Below are 3,912 nucleotides of genomic sequence, written 5' to 3'. Positions count from 1 at the left end.
ACCTGAGAGCCCGACAACCGCATCGCCCGCGATGAGCACTGCAATTTCAGGAGCGAAGAATAATGCGCCTCCTGCAGTCGCCGCGGTGACCGCAAGCGTCGCTACCGCTGCAGCAACCACCCTTTTTCGATTGCCGGTTATCGTTCCGATCGCATGCGTGTATGCCTTTTGAATTGCCTTCACATCGGTGCTGTCAATGTAGTTCTGCCCCTTGCAGAAAACGTCGCCAAGGTAGTCGGTCTTGACCTTGAGTTTCTTATAAGGCTTGTTCTCTTCGAGACCTAGCTGGTAGTAAGGCGTAAATCTAGATAGCTCGAGAACCAGCAGGTCAATCCAGGAGCGGTCTTCGACATCGTTGGAGATCTCTTCCATTAAATCGAATGCTTGCCTGCCGCTGCGGATGAAGAATTCATCTCTGGCCACATCCAGGGATTCGCAGACGGTGGCCTCCCATTCGTCCTTCCATCTTGTTTTCACTAGCGCCAGATCCGCCTTCTTCGTGCTCAGGATGTCAAAGGCCACCATCATCGACTGGAAGGAGTACAGGAGCCTGGTTTGGTCAGAGTTGAGCGTCAAGAATCGATATTTCGCGGAAAGCCTCTGAAGCTCCTGTTCCCTTAGTTGCTTCTGCCTCTCATGTTCGGCCATCGCTTTCTTGTACACAGTTGCGACGTCTTCCTTGATGTATTTGGCGTCAAAGAAGCAAGCGACGGCGAACCTTCCGATGCCGGGATAGTTGATGTTCAGGAAGAACGCTTTGGCGAATGCGGCCTTGTTTCCCTTAGAAGCTATCCCTGCCTTAATAGCGCTGCCAGCGGAATTGACTGCTAGGAACGTGCCGCTGGAAACGGTGCACATCCTCGTAAGGGCCCTGTTGTTGATCGGCAGAAAGCCCTTCGGATCCAATCGGTCGAGCTCCGCAAACGAAGCTATGCGCTTCGTTTTTATCTCCGAAGCAAGTCTCGAGACGGTGTAGAAAACGCGGACGACGACTTCGTTTGCAAGAACGAAAAGGGACTGCTCCAGCAATTGCGTGGCCAAGCCCATCTCCGTCCTGAAGTCGAAGCGGACAGGCTTTCCTTCCGAATCCTTGAAGTAGGTGCCATTGAACAGCTTGGAGACCCATTTCGAGAACGAGATCTCGCTTTCCTTGTAGTTGACCTTAACGTTCTTGAACAGCGGCGTGGAAGAAAGCTCTTTTAGCATGGACAGAATGGGCCCCGGGATGCCGGTTCCCTTGCCGGCCTTTTGGTTCGACCCGTCTATGTCGCTGACAAGGTGGAACAGCCAATTGAACGTACCGATGGCGATCTTCTCGGGGACGTTCTTCCCTACAAGGGCGTTTTCGGGGAACAACAGCTTGATGAAGTTGCCGTCCGTGTCGGTGCCGTAGCCCGTGCCCGTAAATTGGCCGAGGATGGAGAAGAAGAGGCCGAGAACGGTAGGATGGTGTGAGAAATCTCGAAGGTGGTGCTGAAGCCCTCCTCCGAACTCAGGGGTAAGCTTGTCCTGAGGAATTGGGAATTTGTCTTCCAAGAACTTGATTGCCTTGGCCAGGACTTCGGTGCTGCATCTGCCGTCCTTGTCGAATATGGCCTTATCGTTTGGAAGGTCGCAGCCGAAGGCCCTCGCTGCGTCTATGACAATCTTGTCGGCTTCCTTACCACCGATCTTCGCTGCCTCTTCGATAGATAGAGGCTTGCCGAGAAACACGCTGAGCAGCCCGGTCAACAAGCCGCTTCCTGCGGCGATCCCATAGTCCAGCCTACTCGCCTTGTCTACCGCGTCGTCGAATTCGAATTCCAGGGCTTCGAAGGAATCGAGAATCGAAAGTTCATTGGAGGCTGGGCTTATGTCGAGTGTGCCGGCACTCGATACCGGGATGATTTCAAAATTGCTCATGTGCGGTCTTTCTCTTAGCGATGCGCTTTACACATCTCATCAATTATCCCACCTTTAATAACCGCCTTAGGAACATTCAGCTATATGGAGGAACTCTGGGACAATTTGTCCCAGCTGATCTCCTTAGAATCCCTCCCACTGCTGCTTGGTTGCTAAACGGAATCTTACAGATGACATTCTAAATTTACGTTTGCAAGCACCATGTCCATTAGGACCGTTGTGTTAGACCGCTTTGGATAAGTGTCCTATGCACAGTACACGCAGCAGGACCCCCAATTGCGACAATTCCATCATCAGGAAAGATGGAGGTTGCAATGGAAGACGTGCTCACCCAGCTGACGAGGCAGTTCCTCCCGCAGATGACGGCTGCCGAGAAGAGCAGGGCCCTGAGATCGCTCAAGGCGCTGATAGACGCGGAGTTGTTCGACCTCGCGGCAAGCGAGGGGGCGGAAGACGATCCCGACAGAGCCTGCCCCTGGTGCGGCTCCCCGCATTACGTGAAGAGGGGGCGAGACGGGCGCGGCCGTCAGCGGTTCCTCTGCCGAGGGTGCGCCAGGACCTTCACCGACGCCACCATGCGCATCTTCTCCACCACCAAGCTCGACAGGTCGGCCTGGATGAGGTTCGCGGAGTGCCACGTGGACATGCTCCCGCTGCGCGAGTCGGCGGAAAAGTGCGGCGTGTGCCTCAAGACGGCGTTCTTCATGCGCCACAGGCTGCTCGAGGCCATGGCCAAGCGCATGCCCGCCTTCCGCGTGGAGGCCGGCGGCGGGGCCGAGCTCGACGAGTGCTTCTTCAGGGAGAGCTTCAAGGGAAACCGCTCCAGGTCGGAGTCCGGCGTGCCCAGGAAGCCCCGCGCAAGGTCGCAGGGAACCGACGGGCACGAGAAGATATGCGTGCTCACCGGCATCAACGACGCCGGCGACATCTTCTACGAGATCGCGGGGAGGGGCGGCCTCGACGAGGCGGCAGCCAGGGAGCTGCTCGCCGACAAGCTCGCGGTCGGCGCGATAATCTCGACGGACCGTGCGCACGTGTACCGCCGCGTCCTGCCCGCCCTCGGCGTCGGCGAGCACATCGCCAGCAAGAGGGAGGAGCACGCCATCAACAGGGTGAACAGCCTCCACTCCCAGATGAGGCACTTCATCGGCAGGTTCCGGGGCGTCTCCACGAGACGCCTCGAGAACTACCTCGCCTGGTTCAAGTGGACGTGGTGCTTCAAGGTCCGCAGGAGCGCGGACGAGCTCGCCGAGCTCATAGTGAGGCAGGCGGCCCGCGGCACGTACGAGAAGACCTGGCGCCAGTACAAGGTGACCCCCTATCCGTTCTACGAGTACTGGATCAAGCAGGCGAAATGGGACTCGCGTGCGCGGAGGGCCATATACGGCGTGGCGTGATGTCCAGGGCGGTCTGGCGCAGCGCATCTGCGGCAAGCGCTGAAGTCGTGACCCGATGCAAAAAGCAACAGCTAGCGATATTCTTCGGGAACGTCGAAACCGTACTCACGGCATAGGAGCATGACATCGTGGACGTCGTGCTCGTCATGCTGATAGCCCAAGTGAAACAACAGCTGGCTTTCGGGGTCGATGCACGACACCTCCACCTCGCCGATGCGCCCCCTCCCCGAAAAGACCTCCCCGGGAAAACGATCTCCCTGATACAGAATATCGCCATTCTCGGCGAAATCGAAGCAATGCAGGTCGACGATGCGCCCCGCCTCGTCTTGCCACACCGTGTGATCTTCGGTGGTGAAAGATGCAGCCACCTCGGAAAACCCCTCATCAGCAATTAGATCCACGAACCTTTGGTAATCCCCGCGCTGAACGAACAGGTCGATGTCGTTATGAGCCCTGGTCTCACGCCCGACAAGCGCATCGACGCCCCAGCCGCCATCAAGATATACGCCAATGCCCGCACCTGCGGAAAGGCCGATTATCCAACACGCATCATCCTTGGTGACCATAGGAGCTCCTTCGCTTTCGCCTGCTATTTAAGCAAGAAAGATTATAG

At 56.9% G+C, this 3,912-nt stretch carries 3 protein-coding genes; 1 reads left to right on the top strand and 2 read right to left on the bottom strand.

Going from position 1 to position 3,912, the window contains the following annotated elements; genetic code table 11:
* A partial coding sequence (locus ACQRAP_RS08545) for a hypothetical protein (protein WP_427795390.1) occupies positions 1-1,902 on the bottom strand: 1,902 nt, incomplete at its 3' end.
* 314 nt (positions 1,903-2,216) lie between these two features.
* Between ACQRAP_RS08545 and ACQRAP_RS08540 the strand changes: the two genes are divergently transcribed.
* Complete coding sequence (locus ACQRAP_RS08540; RefSeq protein ID WP_052241584.1) at positions 2,217-3,299, top strand: IS1595 family transposase; 1,083 nt, start codon at positions 2,217-2,219, stop codon at positions 3,297-3,299.
* 71 nt (positions 3,300-3,370) lie between these two features.
* Here the strand turns inward: ACQRAP_RS08540 and ACQRAP_RS08535 are convergent, their stop codons facing one another.
* A complete protein-coding gene (locus ACQRAP_RS08535) occupies positions 3,371-3,865 on the bottom strand; it encodes a nucleotidyltransferase domain-containing protein (protein WP_039689008.1) in 495 nt (164 codons plus the stop codon).
* Positions 3,866-3,912: the final 47 nt, after the last annotated feature.

The organism is Collinsella sp. SGI.180, from assembly GCF_050313455.1.
Lineage (GTDB): Bacteria > Actinomycetota > Coriobacteriia > Coriobacteriales > Coriobacteriaceae > Collinsella.
Note: the sequence above shows the minus strand (reverse complement) of the source record. Positions and strands in the feature narration are given on the sequence as shown.